This is a genomic window from Sphingobacterium gobiense, assembly GCF_002980575.1.
Taxonomy (GTDB): Bacteria; Bacteroidota; Bacteroidia; order Sphingobacteriales; family Sphingobacteriaceae; genus Sphingobacterium; species Sphingobacterium gobiense.
The window spans coordinates 866,967-888,869 of the sequence record NZ_PVBS01000002.1 but is presented as its reverse complement, the minus strand read 5'-3'; the positions used below and the strand labels follow the sequence as shown (position 1 = coordinate 888,869).

The 21,903-nt window shown below is 42.5% G+C and carries 12 protein-coding genes; 2 read left to right on the top strand and 10 right to left on the bottom strand.

Features of this window, described 5'->3' with window-relative positions; genetic code table 11:
- Positions 1-43: 43 nt before the first annotated feature.
- The 4 genes from metF to C5749_RS12390 form a co-directional block, all read right to left on the bottom strand.
- Positions 44-1,000 carry a methylenetetrahydrofolate reductase [NAD(P)H] gene (gene metF / locus C5749_RS12405; RefSeq protein WP_105726480.1) on the bottom strand — a complete coding sequence of 319 codons (957 nt, stop codon included), beginning with the start codon at positions 998-1,000 and terminating at the stop codon, positions 44-46.
- 65 nt (positions 1,001-1,065) lie between these two features.
- Positions 1,066-1,593 (bottom strand): ribosome maturation factor RimM, encoded by a 528-nt coding sequence (gene rimM, locus C5749_RS12400; protein WP_105726478.1) that lies wholly within the window; start codon positions 1,591-1,593, stop codon positions 1,066-1,068.
- Positions 1,594-2,060: 467 nt separating this feature from the next.
- The gene (locus tag C5749_RS12395) at positions 2,061-2,609 is read right to left on the bottom strand and encodes a 30S ribosomal protein S16 (protein WP_105726476.1); all 549 of its coding nucleotides are present in this window, start codon (positions 2,607-2,609) and stop codon (positions 2,061-2,063) included.
- A gap of 106 nt (positions 2,610-2,715) precedes the next feature.
- Positions 2,716-3,696, bottom strand: coding sequence for a hypothetical protein (locus C5749_RS12390; RefSeq protein ID WP_105726474.1), 981 nt, complete (start codon positions 3,694-3,696; stop codon positions 2,716-2,718).
- A gap of 135 nt (positions 3,697-3,831) precedes the next feature.
- Here C5749_RS12390 and C5749_RS12385 point away from each other — a divergent pair, with 135 nt between their 5' ends.
- Together C5749_RS12385 and C5749_RS12380 are read left to right on the top strand one after the other, a co-directional pair.
- Positions 3,832-7,227 (top strand): UvrD-helicase domain-containing protein, encoded by a 3,396-nt coding sequence (locus tag C5749_RS12385; RefSeq protein ID WP_105726472.1) that lies wholly within the window; start codon positions 3,832-3,834, stop codon positions 7,225-7,227.
- A complete protein-coding gene (locus tag C5749_RS12380; RefSeq protein ID WP_105726470.1) occupies positions 7,224-10,100 on the top strand; it encodes a PD-(D/E)XK nuclease family protein in 2,877 nt (958 codons plus the stop codon). Before C5749_RS12385 ends, C5749_RS12380 begins: the two co-directional genes overlap by 4 nt.
- Here the strand turns inward: C5749_RS12380 and C5749_RS12375 are convergent, their stop codons facing one another.
- From C5749_RS12375 to C5749_RS12350, 6 genes are all read right to left on the bottom strand, one after another.
- Positions 10,101-12,179 carry a transglycosylase domain-containing protein gene (locus C5749_RS12375; RefSeq protein WP_105726468.1) on the bottom strand — a complete coding sequence of 693 codons (2,079 nt, stop codon included), beginning with the start codon at positions 12,177-12,179 and terminating at the stop codon, positions 10,101-10,103.
- A 61-nt stretch (positions 12,180-12,240) separates the two neighbouring features.
- Positions 12,241-13,077, bottom strand: coding sequence for a glycoside hydrolase family 16 protein (locus C5749_RS12370; RefSeq protein ID WP_245893761.1), 837 nt, complete (start codon positions 13,075-13,077; stop codon positions 12,241-12,243).
- A 48-nt stretch (positions 13,078-13,125) separates the two neighbouring features.
- Positions 13,126-14,055, bottom strand: coding sequence for a hypothetical protein (locus C5749_RS12365; RefSeq protein WP_105726464.1), 930 nt, complete (start codon positions 14,053-14,055; stop codon positions 13,126-13,128).
- Between the two features lie 11 nt (positions 14,056-14,066).
- The gene (locus C5749_RS12360; protein WP_105726462.1) at positions 14,067-15,590 is read right to left on the bottom strand and encodes a RagB/SusD family nutrient uptake outer membrane protein; all 1,524 of its coding nucleotides are present in this window, start codon (positions 15,588-15,590) and stop codon (positions 14,067-14,069) included.
- An 11-nt stretch (positions 15,591-15,601) separates the two neighbouring features.
- A complete protein-coding gene (locus C5749_RS12355; RefSeq protein ID WP_105726460.1) occupies positions 15,602-18,721 on the bottom strand; it encodes a SusC/RagA family TonB-linked outer membrane protein in 3,120 nt (1,039 codons plus the stop codon).
- Positions 18,722-18,972: 251 nt separating this feature from the next.
- Positions 18,973-21,879, bottom strand: a complete 2,907-nt coding sequence (locus C5749_RS12350) for a two-component regulator propeller domain-containing protein (protein ID WP_105726458.1) — start codon at positions 21,877-21,879, stop codon at positions 18,973-18,975.
- Positions 21,880-21,903: the final 24 nt, after the last annotated feature.

Sequence of the window (21,903 nt, the reverse complement as noted above, 5' to 3'; positions counted from 1 at the left end):
AAACCTGTATATTAACAAATTTTAACAGATCAAAAATCTATCGCTAAGCCAGTCGTTCGACAATTTTCTTGGTCGGCCCTGGATTACTCATGGTGTAAAAATGTAACACAGGCGCCCCAAATTTAATCAGCTCTTTACATTGTTCCACTAACCATTCCTCCCCTACCTGTCTTACCTCAGCATTCGTTTTGCACGCTTCTACCGCTTCGCTTAATTCCTCTGGAATATCCAAATGAAAAATCTTGGGTAGCATAATCAACTGCCTTTTGGTCGTCATGGGTTTTAGTCCGGGGATAATAGGTACATGGATTCCATTGTCCCTACATTTCGTGACAAACTCTTTGTATTTTTCGACGTTAAAAAACATCTGTGTTACGATGAACTCGGCACCCATCTCTACTTTTTTCTTCAGCCATTTAAAGTCCGTATTAAAATTCGGTGACTCAAAATGCTTTTCTGGATAACCCGCTACGCCTATGCAGAAGTCTGTTTTCGCCGTACTTTCAATATCTTCATGTAAGTACTTCCCGCTATTCATATCAATAACCTGTTGGAGCAGTTCCGTTGCATAACCGTGTCCGCCCGGTGTGGGGACAAAGTCAGGATCGCCTTTTCTGGCGTCACCACGGAGTACCAATACATTATCTATACCCAAAAAGTTTAAATCGATAAGCGCATTTTCTGTCTCTTCTTTCGTAAATCCACCACAGATTAAATGAGGCACGGCATCCACTTTATACTTATTCATAATAGCCGCACAAATAGCGACTGTGCCGGGCCGCTTTCGGTAAGCAACACGTTCCAACAGCCCGCTCTCATGCTGCTTATACATATAATCTTCCCGGTGATAGGTCACGTCAATAAACGGAGGTTTGAACTCCATAAGCTCATCCATCGTTTTAAAAATACTCTGGATACCCTGCCCTTTTGCAGGTGGCAATAACTCGAATGAAAACAAGGTTTTTCCGTTTGCATTCTTTATATGGTCTATAATCTTCATTTTTATCTAAAAGTTACGAAAGATATGGAAGTTATAGGAGTTATGAAAATGAAATTCAACTTTGATCAGGACTCTCGATATAGGTCGATCAAGCCTTCCGGCAGCTCCACTTCTATAATATGTTCGTCTTCATCAATTCCCAAAATAAGGTCTTCACTCAAAGGAAACATTAATTCTTTTCCCGCAAAATCAACAGTAGCGATAAATTGTTGTGGAAACTCTTGTACGTCGATTATTTCACCGATTTCGCCGTCGTGCTCATCTACCACAACGTACCCAATAAGATCGGTATATCGAAAATCGTCTGGATCCCTTTCAGGCATTTTATCCTTGGGCAGATAGACCTTCTTTTTTATAAGCTCTTTCGTTTTGTCCACATGATCTATGTCTTCCAGATTTAAATACGCTGTGCTGTTGTTGTGCAACTTTATACTGTCTACAAAATAAGGGACTAACTTTTTGTTCACCTCCAAAAAGAGGACATCGAGATCTAATTCATCATAATCCTCGAATTCAAAAAACAGCTGCAATTCGCCTTTTAGTCCGCGTGTTTTTGTGATATAGCCTATATAAAATGCTTCGTTAATGTTCATAATAGTATTTTTTATCTTTTTTTCTTGACAAAAAAAGAAACAAAAACCGACCGTAGGGAGCTCATGGATACCAAAATAAACACGAGTCCATAAATCAAGACTGAATATGGTTCTGCTATTTTCCTTTGTCTATTCCGAAACAAAATAAACTCGCCTCGCTCAGACAGTATTTTGTTTTTTACGAAATAGCCTGCCGAAAAATGGTCGCAGAACAATATAAGGTCGTTTATAGCCCGCGTAACCGCTATCATTACTGATCGTGAGCGTTCCGCTATTGTACTATCCCTCCTTACCACTCCAATGTCGCATCCGGAGATTTGAAGTCTGTAGAAACTCATCCTTAGCACTATCCACTATTTCAAATCTCCGAAGCGACGAGGTTTTTGGTTCTTTTTCACGGGGAAAAAGAACATAAGAAAAGCCGAATTTCATAAACTCGGCTTTTCCTGAATCTGTATGAATAAGATTTATCCTTCAGTTTCTTCTGTGCTTGCAGCGTCTTCTGCCGTTGTTTCTGGAGCGTCAGCAGGTGCTTCTGCTTCCGTTTCTTCCACAACTGGTGCATTTTTAGCAGCAAGAGCAGCAGCTTTTTCTGCATTTTTCTTCGCTTCGGCAGCAAGAGCAGCTTTTTTAGCTTCTTCTTTCGATTGAACTAATCCTGTTTTCTTGCCTTCAATCTTAGCGGCTTTCTCTTCCAACCACTTAGCGAATTTCTCTTCTAATTGACTTTCGTCAAAAGCGCCTTTCTTCACACCACCTTCTAAGTGTTTTTTATAAAGAACACCTTTGTAAGAAAGGATAGCACGAGCTGTGTCGGTAGGTTGTGCACCTACGTTCATCCAGTACAAAGCTCTGTCGAAATCCAAAACGATAGTCGCTGGGTTTGTGTTTGGGTTGTAAGAGCCTAAACGCTCGATGAATTTACCATCACGTGGAGCACGTGAATCTGCTACTACTACGTGGTAAAAAGGTTTTCCTTTTTTACCATGTCTTTGCAATCTGATTTTAGTTGCCATTCTTTTTAATTGTTTATGTATTCAACATATCCCCCGTGCTTCGCGCAAGAGGGGACGCAAAGATAAAAACTAAAAAGGAGAAATTAAAATTTATATAAAAATCAGGTTATTCATAGGTAATTACCGTGCGCTGCATAGTACCATCCCCTTCTCCAACAATTTCAATGGGTAGTTCCAATACATTGAAACGATAGCTATATGTTGTTTTTCCTTCAAAGGAACCAAGCCCCGTGCTTACCGAGATATCTTCTGCTCCAACATCAGTCCAATGAATCCCCCCTTCCTCAGGAGGTGTAAACTCTACATCTTCAACATGTTCCGTTTCGATTTCTCGTTGGATCGTACTAACACAGTTTAAAGGAATAACTCCCGCAAGATCAGTAGGATGAAAACCTAATTGCGTATATAACTTCGCTAAGGGGTGTATATTAGGCAAATATGCATTTACCGTCGTTATCTGAAAAGGACGTCCTTCAGGTGAAGTCGGCGAGATAGAAACATCCATAACCCCCGTTAATAGACTGGAAGAAGGGTTCTCACCCGCATACCTATAATCTATGCGTTCTTCAGCTTTTATCGCGATAATATTTGACCCAGAACGCGTCAGCGGACGATAGACAATACTAGATGGCTTCCGATTGACACCTTCATAAGTATACGTTGCCAACAAAGTATTTTCCAGCAAATTTTCGGAATCGCCTATTACAATCCCCCCTGGAATAGCCGGTGTTTTTTTGTAAAGACTGTCCAAATAAACCTCTTTCAGCCGTCCCCGTTCGTCCCAATGATAAGATAATCGCTCCGTATACACCGCCTTGCCGTGCGGATGAGGAGATTCCAAGAAAACACGGCTATATGTTACTTTGCCGTCTGTTCCGTAATAAAACACCTTATCATTTACCTTTTTCAAACGACCTTGCTCATCATAAACAAATGTAAGACGTCCGTCAGATGACGGAAGTCCATAACCTACCGTGGCAACGGTCTCCATACTCGAAATCCTATCCGATAAAAGCGCTTCCATATCATCCGATGCACAGGCTGTTAACAACCCGCAAACGAACAACATATAGAGCAGTCTTTTCATAACTTTAATTAATCAGTAGTTATACTATTACATTCAAATATATGAAAAACAAGTTGTTACTTGCTACATTTTATTATTTTTCTTTCTATATATTTACTTTTTTGCCGTTCTCATTTTTACTCCTTACTTTGTATTATGAATCCTGTTGCTCCTTTAAAAATATTAAAAGCCTCGGCCGGTTCGGGGAAAACTTTTAGTCTTACGCTTCATTACCTTACCCTATTGCTATCTAATGAAAACAGCTATCGGGAGATTCTTGCCGTAACGTTTACCAACAAAGCGACGGCAGAAATGAAGGAACGCATACTTAGTGTTCTACAAGGATTAGCTACCGCTGATAAAAACCAAAAAATAGCCGATTTTAGGCAACTTCTACTTGGACAATTTCCGGAATGGGATGCATCGCAATTGCAACAAAAAGCATATAGCGTCTACCGTAAAATCCTACACGATTACAGCCGTTTTACGGTTAGTACCATAGACGGGTTCTCGCAAAAGGTTATCCGCAGCTTTACCTATGAACTCAATCTTGACGCGGCGTATAAAATAGAGATGAATACCTCAAAAGTAAAACAGGATTTATCCATTATGCTCAACCAGCTGTTGGACGAACGTCCTGATTTACTCGAATGGATTATCGACTACGCTGAGAAAAAAATAGCGCGCAATGAAAACTGGAATTATCGGCAACAACTCCTTAGCCTCGCTAACTTAATTTTTACGGAGAATTTTCAAGAGTTTAATGCTTATTTAGCCTCTGCCCAAGGAGGGGATATATTTACGCTTCTTAACAATGATGTGCAGGAAAAAACCAAATTTTTTCTCGATACTTTAAGCCAGACCATCCAGACCTTTACGGTAACCTTTCGATCATTTGATGTCACCGCCGAGGAACTAAAAGGAAAATCTCGCAACAAGCTTATCGCCGCTAGCAAAATCAGCGAGCATATCCATAAACAATCCGCCTCCGAACTTCAGAAGCATTTTGATCGTTTCTTGATATTATTGGATAACGAAGATGCCTATACTACAACCGATAAAAGCATACGTTATGATATCAAGCAAGCGATGCAGCCCATCCTCCAACAATTTGCCGACTTATACCGACTATTTCCAACATTCATCGCCTACCAGTCCGTACAAAATAATCTATATTATTTACGGTTGCTTAAAGAGATGAGCGATCTGCTAAGTCAATGGCGAAAAGAAAACGGTGCGCAACTCATTTCGGATGCACAGATACTACTAAATAGATTAGGGCTGGACGAACATAACGACCCAACTTTCATTTGGGAAAAAATTGGCAATCGGTACAACTATTTTCTATTTGATGAGTTTCAGGATACATCCCGTATTCAGTGGAAAAATTACAGTCCGTTATTAATTAACGCCCTCGGGAACGCCAAACGAAAAATTAATGAACACCTCATCGTTGGTGATGTAAAACAAAGTATCTATCGTTGGCGAAATGGCGACTGGCGTATTTTACTACAGCAGGTAGAAGATCAAATAGCACAGACTTTCCATTTATCCGAACAGCAACGCGCCGACTTTATAGAGAATGGCTCTTTAGAAACAAATTTTCGGAGCTATCCGCATATTATTACCTTTAATAATTACCTCTTTGGTGCCATTCCGCAAAAGCTACAGGACGTTCTCAACGAGAAAGTGATGGAGTGTCTGGATGAGGAAGGGCAACATTGGTGGACGGCTTCCGGCAACGTCGATATGCTCGTCAAGGCCTATAAAAATAGCCAACAGCAAATCCCTCCTCATCGGCAAAATGACCCAAACAAAGTAGGTTCGATAGAAATTCAGTATCTGCCTGTGCAGGACGGACGCTACCGGCGGAACCAAGTCATGGAAGACGCTTTACAGCTCCTCTGCGACAAAATCCAGAATTGGATTTCTTCAGGTCGGTATGAGGCAAAGCAAATCGGTATACTCGTGCGAAGCAATGCCCAAGCACGTCAGGTCATTGAGACATTAATGCTTTTTAAAAACAGTACAGATCAGGATTTTGATGTTATTTCGGGCGACGCATTGTATTTATCCTCCAATGATGCTATCCTATTGCTTATCGAAACACTCAAAGCACTGGTATATACAACAGACAAACATGTCATCCATCGGGCAAAAATGGCTTATCTTTATCAAATCATCAGCCGGCAACAAACATTTGATCACGCATACTGGTTAGTATTCAAAAACAACAATCTTAGTGATATCGAGTCCATTCTGCCTACCGAACTGCCAAAGCAATGGTCCAAACTACAACAATCTCCTCTTATACATCTTGTTGAACAATTGATCGAAATCTATGGACTACAGAAAACCAACAATATCCATATCCCTTATCTACTGGCATTCAAGGATATCGTTTCCACCTTTTCCGCCGCAGGCGAACGCGGTATCACGCAATTTTTAACATATTGGGAAGAAGACGGTAACAACACGGCCTTACCAACAAACGGAAAAGTAGATGCAATTGAAGTGACGACGATACACAAATCCAAAGGGCTGGCTTATGATGTCGTGATGCTCCCTTTTTGCTCTTGGGATCTGGACGGTATGACCAACGGTGATTTTTGGATCGATACCGCAGATTCGCCATTTCAAGCTTTAGGCAAAATACCTATAAAATACAATGGCGCCATTGGTAAGTCGATTTTCTACAAGCAATATTTTGAAGAGATGTTGTTCAATTACATGGACGCACTGAACACATTTTATGTTGCAACCACCAGAGCCGTGCAACATCTGTACGTATTAGCGCCATCGTTCAAGGAAAATGTCGATAAGAAAACCGGCGAAGTACTTGGGTCTGAAATCAAGAATGAATACATCAGCGACTTGCTGTATCAAGTCTTAACGGACAAGCGCTCTCCCTTTCCTTTCCTCGAGAACCAGCTATTGGAAGACCACCCCAGCTCCGAAACACCAGAAGAACCATCAAAACAAAATCAGGATGATCCAATGTCGGTCGAGACGAAAATGATACACCGTAATATCAGTTTGTCGTCCTACCCTGTCTCATCGGAATTACAAAATGCTTTCGATAAATCCAACAAACGAAGTATCAACAATATCTTGATGTTGGAGAAAGCCGCGCAATATGGTATTCTTGCACACGAAATTATGGCGGAGATCACCATAGAACGGGAAATAGGTGAACTCGTTGACAATTATATTGAAAATGGCATTCTGACAACGGAAGACCGCCCGTTTCTTTTGCAAGAAATCCATCAGATATGGCATCATCCTATGATCAACCAGTGGTTAACGGGTAACTACAAGGTATGGAACGAAGCGAGTATCATCCTGGAAAACGGGGAGACCATCCGACCGGATAAGGTTTTTACCAGTGAGGAAGAAACGATTGTGCTCGATTTTAAATTTACAAAAGGTGATTACGCCGACCACCAATGGCAGGTGGACAGTTACAAAAAAGCGCTGCGTAACCTCGGATATACCCGCGTAAGGGGATACCTCTATTACGCAAAGATTAATGAATTAGTTGAAGTAAAATGAACAAACCTTTCTTATATATTGTTGCAGAAGATATTTATCAGCGCTTTGGGAATGATTTAGCCGACATCGCCATCATATTTAACAATAAGCGTCCCATTACCTATCTGAAGAAGCATCTGGCAGACGTATACGGTCAAGCGATATGGTCTCCGCAGTTTTTTACCATTCAGGAATTTTTCAAACAGGCTACCGATGCAGCTGAGGCTTCACAGCTCACGCAATTCTTTTATCTATTCCAACTGCACAATGAATTGCTGGTTACAGAAGGCGTCGAACCAGAAACACTAGAAGATTTTTATCCGATCGCAGAAATTATCTTAAGCGATTTTGGGCAATTGGACTATGAACTGGTTGATATTGACCAGATTTTTATGGAACTGTATGATACAACCAAGATTGACATCACCTTTCAGCATTTTACCGTTGAACAGCAACATTTCATCCGTCAGTTTTGGCAATCGTTCAGCATCGCCGGTCATAGCGGTCTGCAGCAACGCTTTCTGAAACTATGGAAGCGACTCCCTAAGCTTTATAAGGCTTTCAAACAAAAATTAGCACAGGAGAAACAATTAAATTATCCAACGTTGTATCGCAATCTGGTGGAAGGGCATGTAACCTACCCTTCTTTTACGCATCGTTATAAAAAGATCCTATTTGTAGGTTTTAATGCGCTGAGCAAAGCGGAAGTACGGTTATTTCAAAAATGGCAGGAAGAGGAACGGGCACTGTTCTATTTCGATACGGATGCCTATTACATAGACGACCCTCAACAAGAAGCTGGTCTGTTTATCCGTCGTAATATCAAAAGCTATGGATTATTAAATGCGCTTGGTGCTCCCCCCGATATACTAGGCCATAGAGACACGGCAGTACAGCTTTATGCCGCTAATGGCAAGAATAGTCAGACAAAGATTTTACACGATGTTTTAAAAGCATCCGAATCACCTGATCAAAGTGCAGCTATCCTGCTAGCCGACGAAAGTCTTCTCGTTCCCCTACTACAAAGTTTACCTGACGCGAAGCCCAATATCACAACGGGCTATCCGCTTACACAATCGCCAATATATGGACTTTTGAATCTATGGATGGATGTGCAAGAAGAAGTTTCCCATCGCAATAGACTAAAAATTCCTTTTCAGTTTATAGAAACATTCATTAACCACCCCCTAACCGGTGTTGCTCCTGTCGAAAGAGAAATTTTGTTAAAAGAAATAACCGACAAGCAACTATTGGAGGTTGATATTCGCATGGTAACGGTCGCAAGTAGCGTATTCCCTCAATTTTTTAACCCATTACCCGGCCCCGCTATGCTTATACCAACGCTGGTACACTTAATCGAGGGTTTACTTGTATCCATAGCTGCACGCGACCGCATTAGCCAAATCGACAGCAACCTGCTAATTGAAACAAAGAAGGTGCTGAATCAGCTAAAACAAGGGATAGATAACATCGCGCCTACTTCCGTTGCTTTCCAAATTGGATTAATCCGGAAAGCCATAGCCCCCATCAACTCAGCAATCGAAGGCGATCCTTTAAATGGCTTACAGATCATGGGGTTATTGGAAAGCCGTTGTTTGAATTTCGACCATATTTATATACTTGGAGCCAACGAAGGTATCCTGCCAAAAACAGCAAGTTCTCCTACTTTCCTTCCTAACAGTTTGCGTCGGGCCTATGGCCTCCCTGTTTTGGAAAACCAAGATGCGCTTTCCGCTTATCTATTTTATCGACATTTTCAATATAGCCATAAGCTACACGTCTTTTACAACAGCTTGGTCGATGAGAGCAGCACCGGCGAAGAAAGCCGTTTCATCAAGCAGTTGCAATTCGAGAGCAATTTCCATTTCACCGTTAATACACAGCAGCAACCTATACGTTTTCAAGAGGCTGGAGAAGAATTGGTCATACCGAAAGAAGGCGCCATATGGAGAAAATTATGGAACAGCTTTATTATGGAAAAGAAAAAATTCTCCGCTACCGCACTGACCACCTATTTACAATCGCCACTACAGTTTTTTCTGAAACATGTTGCCGAGATCAAAGAGCCACCGGCTATTTCTCATGAATTCGAGATGAACAAGCTGGGTATCGTTATTCACAATGTGATGGAAACCATCTTAAAACCTTACAAAGGATTATCGGATTTCACCCCCACAAAAGTGTTGGAAACAAAACTGTCGGATATTGACGAATTGGTTGTTCGGGAAATCGGCACGCAATATTATACAGAAATCACCTCTGTTAATGCGTTGAATAGTATGCAACGTATCATGCACAAGATTGCTACAGCATACATCGAGGTGTATTTAGCATACGACATAACGCATTATAAGGGCTTCCGGATCATCGAATTAGAGAACACGGAAGATTATACATTCGATTTCCCGATTCTTGTCAACGGGAAAGAAGAGACGGTCCGCTTGTTTGGTATTATTGATCGCGTGGATGAGATGTTGACCCATGAAAACCAGGTTATACCACGTATTGTGGATTATAAAACCGGAGGAGATAGTGTCGCGTTTAAAAACATCGACAAAGTATTTGCGGCAAACACCGAAAACAAAGCGATGATACAAACGCTGTTCTATGCTTATGTATTTGAGCAAGTAACGGGTCGAAAGCACCTAGAACCCCATTTATATGTCGCACGGCGGATGCGTGAAGAAGGAACTTTATTTTGCAAGGGAAGTGATACATTAGCAGGAGAGACCTTGCATGCCATAAAAGCGGATTTCGTAACTTTTCTCCGCGCGACGCTGGAGGAAATCTTTAACCCGGATATCCCTTTTAAACACGATCCTGAAAGTATGGTTTACCCATCAGATCCTTATACGTTGTTTTATCGGAACGCCTTGAAAGATGTGGAGGAGTGATTACTCCTCACCCTCCACTTCTTTGCCAAAAAGTTTTTCCAGCAGGCTTCTTCGCCGGGCTTCGTCCCTTTCCATCTCCCGCATAATAGCTTCTTGTTCGGGGTCTATTTCGTTGAAAGTTGTATCTATCAATCCTTTTGGTCTTGGCGGTCGTAACCCCGGTTCGAGCACAACACCGTAAAAACCATAGGCTTCCGGTACTTGTTCGTCTTGCAGCTGTCCGAGTTTATTCATGATATAACCATAGGTATTGAAATGCCGCTGTACCCACGGTTTAAGGCTCCCTGTATAATCAAAAGACGAAAGCCCGGTCTTTGGACGTGGAATAATACTGGAAAGGAATAAGCTCTCGCCAATGTTTAACTGAGCAGGCGTTTTACCAAAATAGTAAGCCGATGCTTCATGGATACCGTATACATTTTTACCCCATTCGATTACATTTAGATAAACTTCAAACATACGGTCTTTGCTTACCTGTCCGGAGCTTTCCATCAACCATACCAACAAAATCTCTTCGAATTTCCGCATCATCGTTTTATTGCGGTTCAAGAATACATTTTTCACCAATTGCATTGTAATTGTACTCGCCCCGCGTTTGAATGCACGTTCCTTAACATTTGTAGCGATAGATAGCTTAAAAGCTTCTTCTTCAAATCCTTTATGTTGGTAGAAATACGGATCTTCCGTATTCAGTACTGTTTTCTTTAGAATAGACGCCACCTGATTTAAAGGTGTGAATTTAGGATTTTGCGGACCTACCACAATCTCTCGCATACGTATCGTATCTTCATATGCATTGTAGGTAAATGCAGTGTTTAACTGGCCGATATCCGCTTTTCCCCATTTGACTATTTTCAGCTCCTTATCGTCGATTTTGGAATTGAACAGCAAGCTATCTGGCTCTGCGAGGTTAATGGAGAAGTCCAGATCATACGCTATCTTTCCCTCCACTTGAATGCCATCTAATGTTTCAAACAAGCCCTGCGGAATAGCATCAAATAACTTTTTTGCTTCGAACTTACCCGTATGAATAGATAAACTAACCACTTTATCCGGTTTGGGAATAAATTTGATGTAGGGATGAAATTCAAATTCCTTTACCCGGATTTTGCTTGCTGGATCAATTTCTATCGCCGCTTTACCAATATTGAGTTGCCCTTCACCGGTAGCTTCAGGAAGAACAACCTCATCTTCGGAAAGTCGTGGATGCTGCACATGCAGGTTATCAAAGGACCACTTGCCAGCAAGTGTTAAAGAATCTTTAGTGACACGCTTCACTTGTGCGAGATCGAACATTATTTTATCAAACCTTACCCCCAAACCAAACTTTCTCCGTAAAAAAGGAAGTTCAACGTTCTTTTCTTCAGATGATACTTCTATTTTTAATTGTTGTCTGCCGGGATTCACACGTCCACTCACATTCCATTGCGCGTCATGATCATTCAGAAAAAGACTTGTCTCGAAATCGCCACCATCCATCACGGCTTTCGGCAAACGAATTCGTTGGTGGACGCTATCGTCCTGATAGGAGAGCTGAAAGTTTTCCAATTCCATATTTCGGGGAATCTTAAAAAACACCTGCTTTACCACCCCGTCAATCAAAGAAGCGTAATTACTTTCTATATCTTCTTCCACCTGAGCCGTCGTATCTTTGGTTTGCCTTTTAAACAGAAAATCGTAGTTACTGGTAGAATCACGTTTTAGAAGCGTTACATCCGCTTTTTGTAAAATCAGATTACCGATTTTCACATCGCCGAACAGCAGCGGAAACAAGCGAACCGACACGGCCATACGTTCAATTTTTGCTAAGGTATCCCGCTGTTGCGGTATAACTTCAATATCCTGGAAAGTTACGGTAGCCAGACCTGTAAACGAATACGCTTGTACATTAAAATCAATATGATAACGCTCACGTAAAGTGTTCTCCACTTTCACCATAGCCTCATCAAGCATTCGCGTACGAACGGACAGTGCTACAACAAGGCCAATTATCAACAGCAAAAGAAAAGTGCCCCCAGTTATTAGGGCAATTCTCTTTTGCTTCAGTGTTAAAGAAGGTAACTTTTCAAATATCCGCATACCAATCTATTTCCGTTCTAAAAATAGGGTATTTTTTCTGAAAAGTATATATCCTCTTCCCTTATGGATTCAGCAAATCGTAAACGCGTACATAATCAACCTGATATCGAGCAGGGAACGCTTCATCGTCGATGCCCTGCTGCCCGCCCCAGTCGCCACCAACAGCTAGATTCAACAGCCAATGGAACTTCTGATCAAAAGGCCAAGCTCCATACCCAGTCCCTTCGTTGGGGAAGTTAAATAATTGGACATCATCTACAAAACCGCGGATATAGGTTGGCGTCCAATCCACTCGGAAGATATGAAACTCGGTCGTCGCATTTTGTATCTTCTTAAAAGCCGTCTTCTGTGTGCCGATGGAATGGTTATAAGCTTCCGTATGCACGCTGATATGCACGACGTCTTGATCATATCCTACGTGCTCCAGAATGTCAATCTCGCCCGATGCCGGCCAATCCCCATAGGTCCACTCAGTAGGTAACATCCATGCTGCCGGCCAAGTTCCACGGCCCTGCGGCACTTTGGCTTTCACTTCAAATCGGCCATAGAGAAAATCACCCTTTCCTTTGCTTATCAAGCGCGTGGACGTATATCCGCTACCTTCGTAAGCTTCTTTACGGGCGGTGATCGTCAATAGGCCATCTGCTACTTGCACATTTTCCGAACGCGCTTCTGTATAATATTGTAACTCATTATTTCCCCAGCCGCTCCCTCCTATATCGTAGCTCCATTTATCCGTATCTGGAAGCCCTTCGTAATCAAACTCGTCGGCCCAAGACGGTGTACTCGAAAACTCATATTCCTTTGGTGCTGGAGGTTCGGGAATCACGATATTGTTCACGTACGACTTTTCAGAACACGACAACAGGACTGCAAAAGGTATTAGCCAAAAATTCATATTTTTTTTCATTTTAATTTAATCAAAGGATTGTTTCAAATTATCATATCACTTAAAGGATCTTAATGTAAATGTCCACCAACCATCGCCTCCGATATTGACCCCAATTTTCAATAAGTCGTACCCCTGTCCGTTCACATCTTTCTGCATATCCAAAATATCGTATAATACATAATCCCTTACAGGACCTGTATCTGTTTCGCCGCCGTTGTGCGCTTTCTTTACACCGATATGTGCGCCTTTGCCCATTAAGCGAAGCTGCCCTAATTTCTTTATACCTGTTCCTTCTACGACACCGAACTGAAATGTTCCAGAATTCCAAAGTAGCTGCTCTCCTTTCAGATTGCTGGCAGGCTCGCAACCTGCCGTTTTATTCCCAAGGTAGCCATCGGCAAAAAAATCACCTTTATTGTCATAAACAAATGTGCCTTCGGCATTAAAAGAAAAGGTAAATTCATCATTAAATTCACAAGATCTGGTAGCGATATCTGCCATACTACTGCTCCACCATTCACCATTATCTGGCCCTGGCCCTACCTTAAACGCCCCTGCTTCTGGATTTAGTCTCCATGTTTTCTGTGTACAACTAGCTAGAAAGCCTAGTAATTTATCATCGCTGCACGCCTGTGGATCGTCCGCAGAGACCGATACTGTTTTGGTGACACTCGCCATCCCTCCTTGTCCTGCCACATCTAACTTCACGTCATACGAGCCTTCAAAAATTAAATTAATCTCCACCACATCTCCTTCCAGTTTCTGTCCGCTACTCATCACCGTCCATCTCGCAATGGTTGGTGTGCTGGTTTTATTTATCAGTTTAATACGTCCTGGGCCTATCTCCTCAGCATCAAAATCGGGCTGTGGTAAACCACTCAGCGATAAGTTATCACCTTCAATCTGACAGGATTGCACGAAGAACAGCAGGAGCAAAGCACTCCAGATTTTCACTTTCGTTAATACTTTATAATCGATTATCATGATATCATTTCTTATTTTGTTCCACCGTATTCTTTATTTTGTTCCAATAGGGTATTATCCAACTCCAACAACGGAATAGGCAATACCTCGTGTTTACCCGCGACAAAGCCTCGGTCTCCGAGTACTGTCGGAGCATCTCCCCAACGTATAAGATCAAACCAACGATGTCCTTCACCCGCTAGTTCCAATCTACGTTCACGTTTGATGTTTTCGAAAGTAGCTGATATAGCAGCTAGTCCCACCCGAGCGCGCACCGCATTTAAGAGCGCCGCCGCTCGCGTGGCATCGCCTCCTCCTCTTACTAAGGCTTCCGCTTCAAGCAGATAGGTATCTGCCAATCGGATTTCCAAAATGTTTTGTGGAAAATTGAGTTCATATGTGCCCGCACCAGTCCAACGATTAGATTCCCTACCGGCATATTTTTCTAGAAAATAGCCCGTATCCATGTAACCCGGCGTATAAGATGCCTTTCCTTCCGCTACCAGTTGGTTCATATCAATGATCGTATAGGGGTATCGCGGATCATTCCGCATCACATCTGCCAAATTTTGTGTTATCGGTAAAAACCCCCAGCCGGCCACATAATCCGGCGCTCCTGCGCCTTGTCCGTAACTACGTGGACCTGCCATGATGTTCAGGATGTTCCCTTCGGTACATTGGATACAATCCCAAATCCCGACGGACGTATTGGTAAATGAAATTTCTAGGATAGATTCGGTATTGAATTTATTCTCAACTTGGAAGATGTCTCGATAATTGTCCAATAGCCGGTAGCCATATTGGCTACTTTGGCCGGGTGTTCCGTTCACGTCGGCAAGTTCCGCTGCGGCTTGGGTAAATTTTTCCTGCTGCAGATATACTTTTCCCAAAATGGCCTTAGCCGTACCTTGAGAAAACCTTCCTGCTTCTTTCTCACGCGAGACGGTTGATGGGAGATCAGGTATCGCTTCATTCAAGTCTTTCTCCATCAATGCATATACATCGGCAGGATTGGCTTGCGTTACCTGATATATCTCATCTCCTGCTAACGGCACTTCGATTAACGGGATATTACGGAAATAGCGAATGAGATCGAAATAAAAATAAGCTCTCAATGCTTTCGATTCAGCCGTGAACCTCGCTTTTTCCTGTTCGTCCATCGGAATATCTGGTAATTTTTGCAACAACACATTGGCACGCATAATGCCCATATAATTTCGTTGCCAAAGATCTTCCTGCGGCCCTACCGCCGGCGTAAGCGAATAATTCGACCACGCCTGAAGATGTGGAAGATCAGATGAACCTCCTCCCCCTGCATAGTGGTCGTCAGAAGCTGCCGACGTGGTTAATATTTTTGTGGTGTAGTTGGACGCCTGATATCCTACCACATCGTAGATGGCCACCAAACCATTGTAGGCTTCCTGCCTGTTTTTATAATAATTCTCCTCCAAATCCGTTCCACGCGGTTTCAATTCTAAAAAGCTGTCTGAACAGGATTGCAGACCGAGAAAAGAAAGACTTGCTATGGCGGTAAATACTTTGATATATCGTTTCATTGTAACGTTATTTAAAATGCAACATTAAGCCCAAACATAAACGACCGTGCTTGTGGATAAATACCCCGGTCAATACTCATGACGTCGCCACCGATTTCCGGGTCAAAACCGGAGTACCGGGTAAAGGTCAGCAAGTTTTCCGCCATGACATATATCCTTGCCTTTTGCAATTTGATACGCTGTGTCCAATCCGTTGGCAAGGTATAACCCAACTGCACCGTTTTAAAACGGAAATAACTACCATCCTCCAAATAGAAATCGGATGGATTCGTGAAATTGTTGTTATTATCTGCATCCGTTAGGCGTGGAAAATCAGCGGAAGATCCCTCCCCTGTCCAGCGACCTAAAGCACGCTTTGAATAGTTGGCGTTGTTCACGTCCAATCGGCGTAAACCTTGAAAAACTTTGTTTCCTGCAACACCTTGCCCGAAAATTACAGCATCTAAATTTTTCCATGCCAGGTTTAATGTGAAACCGAACGACCAGTTGGGTGTCGGATCGCCGATAAAAGTGCGATCATTCTCATTGATAACACCATCGCCATTGATATCTTCCCATCTAAAATCACCCGGACGTGCATTGGGTTGGATCAAATTGCCTTCACTGTTAGTATATGCATCAACTTCGGCTTCGTTTTGAAATATCCCAGCAGTTTGGAAGCCATAAAAGGAATTATAGGCTTGGCCGACAATAGTTCGCGTAATCTCATAACTGGATGCCTGAAACCGCTCCCCGCTTAAAAAGCTTACGCCTGCGCCTATATCGGTTACCTTATTTTTTAAATAAGACACATTTCCGTTCAGCGAAAATTGAACCTCCCCTATCTTATCGTTATACCCCAGTTCCAATTCCACACCTGTGTTTTCCATATCCGCTACATTTGCAGCGGGATTTCCAATAGCGCCTACATAAAATGGAATACGGGGATTCTGTAAAATACCGGTAGTCACCTTTTTATACCAGTCAAAGGTCACACTGAACTTTTTGAGGACAGTCGCCTCCAATCCGATATTCGCTTGGCTTGTTTGCTCCCATCGCAAGTCTGGATTGGAGGGTGCATTTGGGCTATAGCCTATGGTCGGCATGTCGCCTGTACCAATAGTGTAATTTCTTCCGCCGCTGACTGTTGAAAGATAGGCAAAATCACCGATGTTATCTATACCCACTACACCGTAGCCTCCCCTAATCTTCAACATATTGATATAAGGATTGCCGGCTAGAAAATCTTCCCGACTGGCGACCCATCCCAATGAAAAGGAAGGAAAAACACCATATTTATTATTGGACCCAAAGCGTGAAGATCCATCACGACGCACCAGTCCCTCCAACAAGTACTTTTCTCTGTAGTTATAATTGATACGGGCAAATAAAGATGATACCGTATGTCCAACATCTTCGTATCCCGTTGCCTCCCGTTGGTCGGACGGTAGGTTGTAATTGAGAGACGCATCTTCATAATTATTGACTGGCAGACCGAAATAGGTTACATAAAGGCCTCTAGCCCGATTGTCATAATACGCTCCCTGCCCTAGCAATACGGTAAAATTATGTCCTTCGATATCACGGGTATAGGAAATCGTATTTTCCAAATTCCAATCGAAACCCCTATGGTTCGCACGACCAAAACTATTTTCATCTCTTTTGACTAGGCTATTCAGGTAATGAACGGGTGTAAAGTTCTCGTCGCCCCAGAATGATAGCTTCGAACCCAATGCAGACCGTATTTTCAACCCTTCCAAGGGGCTGATTTCTCCATATACATTCCCAACAATATTATCCGACCACCCATGGTTGCCCAATCGGGTTTGCATATACGCCAGCGGGTTTGTCAATTCCTGCAATACCAGGGTAGATATTCCGTAGGGGTTACCGAATGCATCTCTTGGCACCGCTTCTGTAAGATACGGCCTATCCGTATCATTTAAGACATCTGGATCGGTTTCTATGACGGGCGTAACGGGATCAAGGTTGATAGCCGACGAAAGGGGACCACCATATTCACTGTTGGTATTTCCGATTCCTTGGCTTCGCTCATGGGAATAACCCAGGTTCTGTCCTAAAGTCAGCCATTTTGCAATTTTGTGCTCCGAGTTTAGACGAATGTTTACCCGCTTATAGTTCGAAATTTCTGAAGCTACAATCCCTTCTTGAGACAGGTAGCCAAAGGAGCTATAAAACGTAGATACATCATTTCCACCGCTTACACTCAATTCATGATTCTGCCGAAAAGCGCTATTATTGAAAATTTGTTCTTGCCAGTCTGTGCCTTCGCCCAATGATAGTGGATCACTGAATCTAGGCGTTCCCCCTGCTGCTATCGCCGACTCGTTGCGTAGCGTAGCATATTCGGCGGCATTCAATAAACTTAGTTTTCGTGCCGGTGCCGAGGTACCTAAAAAGGTATTGTAATTAATTCTAGGGGTACCTATAGCACCTTTCTTAGTTGTTACCAAGATAACGCCCGCGGCTGCCCGTGCACCATAAATCGCCTGTGAAGACGCGTCTTTCAGTACTTCAATAGATTCGATATCCGATTGATTAAGGTAACTGATCCCCCCAGCATCGACGACAACGCCGTCAACTACCCACAACGGATTATTATTACCGAAGGTCGTAATACCCCGAACACGGATGGTAGCTGCTGAGCCCGGTTGTCCCGAATTAGCAGCGATAGTCAAACCCGAAGTTCTTCCTTGCAGGGACTGTTCAATACGGGTAACAGGCATTGTCTCGAGATCACTGGCTTTCACACTGCTGATCGCGCCTGTAACAACGCTCTTTTTTTGCGTTCCGTATCCTACTACAACGACTTCTTCGAGTTCATCCCGATTTTCCTGCATCTGTACGTTATACGTTTCCCCTGCAGCTACTTTTACTTCGAGCGCATACATACCCACTTGCCTAAATATTAATGTGGCTCCTTCAACAGGTACTTCCATAACATAGGATCCGGAAGCATCTGTACTTGTGGCTACTGAACTTCCGCGGACAGCGACTGTAACTCCTGCCAAAGGTTCTTGGTTGGTCGCGGACGTCACCCGTCCCCGTACTTGCCGTGTTTGCGCAGTAAGTTCCGTTAGGGAAAAGTACACACACAGCAGCAAACATGCATGTAAAATTCTAATTCTCATAAGCTGAAATCATTTAACATGGTTTATAAAATTTTGGTTCACTCCGATTCTCTGTGGTTGCAAAGAATATGGTTCAAAAGTAGCGCTGTAATCGATAAAGTATATTTTTTTCGTGACTACAATTACCACTACAAAAAGTTGTTTTGTACGTAAAAAAGGAATAAACACCCCTACAAAAACCCTACACACGAAAATCAACAGACTATCTACCAACTACTTATAGAAAAGAATCGATAATTTAGCCGGATATATCACGCGTCACTTCTGGCGTACTGCATCAAATAGTCATATAGGTTTACTTCGGAATCGATTTTCAATTTTTTCCGCAAGCGGTAGCGACTCACTTCGACAGCCTTGACCGTAACATGCATAAGCTGTGCAATTTCTTTGGAGAGGAGATTCATCCGTAGCAAGGCGCATAATTTCAATTCATTTGTGGTGAGATCAGGATGTTGCTGTTTAAGCCTTAGGAAGAAATTTTCGTTAGCATGGTGGATATGTGCATTAAATTTTTCCCAATCGTCATTTGTTCGTTCCGCAGACCGGATAAGTCGAATCAGTTGTTTAAAGTTTTGTTGCGCGTCTTTATCTTCCAGGCGGTTCATCGTTTGGTTAATATTGTCTTTGATCTTACTCAGCACCTCACCCCGCTGTATGATATTCATGGTTAAATTTGCCAACTCTTTGTCCTTGAATCCAAGTTCTGCTTCGAGGTTTTCATTACGGAGTTTGATAACCTCTTTCTCTTTCTTCTCAATTTCCAATTGTCGTATATGAAGCTCATCCCGGTGCCTTTCTTTTAGCTTCTTACGTTGTATCCCCAAAAGCCAGAAAATAAATACGAGGAACAACACACCGTACAATATATAGCTTACCGGATGCGCATACCACGGTGGTGCAACACGAAAGGAAAATGTCTGTTCCTCTGATTCATTCCCCATCCCATTTCGGGATTTCACGCTAAAAACGTACGTCCCTGCCGGCAGATTGGTGTACTCTTTTTCACTCCTGTTGCTCCATGCTGACCATTTTGTCTCTAGCCCCTTCAACATATAACTGAACTCTACTTGATCCTGTTGATCGTACATGGTTGAACTAAAGTTAAACTGAAGGGAATTAAAGGCATACTGCAGTTTTTTACGTGAAATCTCTTGATACCGATATCCCCCAAACAACAGTTCCTCCTTCTTATCGCTATCAAACGCTTTGACCGTACGGAGCAGCATATTAGGTTTAGATGCACGTTCCTGATAGGCTTTATAGTTAAGTAAAATTCCCCCCTTTTGTCCACTTATAAACACATTTTCTGCGTCATGCACATAGACCGATTCAAACCCTCCCAATATTTCTCCGTTCAATTCCGGAAAATAAGAAACCGTATACGGAGATTCTGCTAGTGGCTGGGAAAAGTCTAGTACGCCTAGTCTCTTATTGCTGGCAAACCATACATTTCCCATCTTATCCTCCATCATGTACTGAATGGGCATATCAACAAGCGCCTGATACTGTTGTGCTGGTATAAAAGCATCGTGTCCGGCATCGTATATATATACACCTTTTGATGTCGAAACAAGTATATCATTTCGAATATGAAAAACATGATTGTGCAGTATAGCGGGTAATCCTTCCGCAACATCATATCGTTTCTGTCGAATGATTTTCTTAAAGTCTGGTGATAAGGATAACTTAAAAACGCCTCGATATGGGTGTGATACCCATACCACGTGGTTTTTATCATCATAATACACGAATCTTAAAGATTCGTCTGAACCGTCTATATGTCCATTATCCACAAAATGCTGACCGTCGAATAAGAGATGTCGTAGTCCCAAATAGGAACCGACCACAACGTTCGAAGATGGGGAAACCCGGGAAGCCGCTTGATACGTCCAAATTCCTGTGTTTGTATGGATAGGTTTTACATCACCATCTCTCACTTCAAAACTCCCCTCTTCATGTCCAATCAACAACCGTCCGTTTACCTCTTGGATAGACCATATCTGCCCATCACTATGAGGCACCTTTTCAAACCGTGCCGCTGACATTCCTATGTTTTCCAAGCCGTTGCCTTTATAAGGTGTTACATACAAACCATTGGACGTTCCGAGATACAGCTTATGGTTGAAAATACGGACACTATATGTACCCAACTTTGTATGTTGATCGGGATAAATATATTTTACGGCACTGTTGATCGCGATATAGTCTATTCCATCATCCAAAGCTAACCATAGATTGCCATCTCTGTCTTTAAATATATCGCGGATATTATTCGTCTGCAAACCCTCTCCGTAACTATAGCGCTGAACGACCGCTCCACTTTTATCCATGATTAACATGCCACCAGGATACATGCTGAGGGCAAACAGATCATTTCCCAAAAATCGGATACTTGAAATTCGGTTTGTTAAGAATCGGGAGTCCATTGGCGTTGCCTTCGGAAAAAAATGACCATTTGCTAAGTAAAAAAGACCGTCTTTCATCGTCGCAACCAATAAGGTATCAACCCCGAATGGTACTATACCCGTAATGATCGACCCTTTTTTTAGGGAATTTTCTTTGGCGACCGGTTTCCAAACACCATCTTCATAATGCAGAAGCCCGATTTCCATATCCTGCGCATATAACCTGCTCCCAACGGATGTCAGATATTGCCAACTGCTGTGTGGCCGATCAACATTAATCTTGCCTTGATAGTAATGAAAAATATGATTATTAGCTTGAAAAAAGACATGTTCCCCTGCTGCAGCGATGTGCCATACATCGGCAAATTGTCTTTCCTTCGCGGGGATTTTATCCACTAAGGAATTGTAAACCAAGCTACCATTCTCATCGGCTTCGAAATATCCTATTTCATCTTGTCCGCCTACATAAATTCTTTCATTTCCGTCAAAACATACCGAACGCATGATCGTAGCATTCGGCAAGGGATAAATATGCCAATATTGCCCATCGAAGGATAGCAATCCTTCATTGTTGCCGAAATACATGACACCTTGGTTATCCTGTGCTACGTCCCAGTTTTGTATTCCGCCTTGGTATGTTTTACTGGAGTAATTTATAATCTGCGGCATTGCAATCGTACGCTGTGCGCAGGTATCTTCACAAAGTATAAGAAAGGGCAGTAAAAGAAGAAAAATATATTTAGCTTTTCCCATGTCGTTAGCCTCGGTCGGCGCTCA